The organism is Shewanella sairae (genome assembly GCF_023283535.1).
GTDB classification, from domain to species: domain Bacteria; phylum Pseudomonadota; class Gammaproteobacteria; order Enterobacterales; family Shewanellaceae; genus Shewanella; species Shewanella sairae.
In genome coordinates this window covers 1-1,335 of the sequence record NZ_JAKILT010000174.1, presented here as the reverse complement: position 1 = coordinate 1,335, position 1,335 = coordinate 1, and the positions used below count along the sequence as shown (strand labels likewise).

Sequence of the window (1,335 nt, the reverse complement as noted above, 5' to 3'; positions counted from 1 at the left end):
TTTTGATTTACGGGTCATTTGTTCACCTTGTGTTTAGATGGGGATTATACCCCTTACATCTTGGTGTCCAAATTCACTATGCCACTACAAAGTCACCTCATTCACAAAATTATTGTTTAAAAGAAAAAGTTACATCAGTGATGTAGGTCGGCATAGGATCAATACCGCCGGCAATGCCTCTGCAAGGGCCCGTGCTGGATATCAAAGTGGGTACCATAGATTGTCCATCAAACACCCAAGCTTGATTTTCCCAGCAATCGCCGTATCCTCGTGCTTTGCGGTCTTGGCGCGCCATACCATCGTCATAAAAGCCATCACTGCCTAAGGCAATCAACTGATTGGGTCTGTTTTTATCCGCTAACCAATGGTTGCAAAGCGCGTTGTAAGCCATAAACCAGCAAGCACCAATAAAGCGTTTACCTTCACCCAGCTCAGCAGTTTCAAGTGATGCGCTCTGGAGTTCAAAATCTAGCTCAGATGCTGCAACATGAGTGGTCAGCAACTGTAGCACTTCATTATAAGCTGCCGACCCCACCTCAAGAGTAACACCGTTTGCCAGCGGTGCTTGCGCAGCCAACCGCAGCGGTGCTTTAGCGGGTGATACTTGACTCTCTAATTTACTACCTTTAGCGACCACAGCAAATGGCGTGTTACTGCGCCCTTGATACTCATCCATTTTGCGAAACACTGCACTGGCGCCGTGACCCGAAATGCCCCAGCGTTGTCTGCCAGCGCCCACTTCAATCACCGCGTTAGTGGTAACCACCGCCAATAATGCCTGCACTTGGATAGCGTTCAGCTGACTCCCTTTATCTATATAGATTGGGCCTAGGTCTTGGTTGTCAATCAAGAAGGTCACACTTGGCGGCAACGCCTGCCCGTCATTTAGCTGCAAAAAAAGCTTTGCATCGATCTGGGTTGCAGGCCCAGCTTCACGACTAAACATAATTGCCATACCATAGCCAAGAGCTGCAGGCGCGTACCCTGCCGCTCGGCATGTGCCGGTATTATCACAAGCCAGATACCAATCTTTGTGTTCAAACCTAGTTCCCTCAAAAGCGTGGGCAGAAAAAACCGCTACACTCAATGCGATTATAATTAGACGAATATGGCGCATTATCTTACTCCTTGAGATAATATTTCTGTAAATATCTGATAAATTCTATGCATTGAATTTAAGTGGTTTTGTCGCAAACGACTTTGTTGCAGCGCTCAAATAATCAACAGGTGGGCAATCATTATAAGATCCGTTATTCTCTTACATAGAGCCTACCACTTTAATTATTAACAAATGCCTCACAAACATAATAAGCGCAAACGCCATCATATTAAGAA

1 protein-coding gene is annotated in these 1,335 nt (G+C 45.8%); it reads right to left on the bottom strand.

Going from position 1 to position 1,335, the window contains the following annotated elements; genetic code table 11:
- Nucleotides 1-109: 109 nt before the first annotated feature.
- Nucleotides 110-1,117 (bottom strand): DUF1176 domain-containing protein, encoded by a 1,008-nt coding sequence (locus tag L2748_RS23905; protein WP_220783473.1) that lies wholly within the window; start codon nucleotides 1,115-1,117, stop codon nucleotides 110-112.
- Between the last annotated feature and the right edge of the window lie 218 nt (nucleotides 1,118-1,335).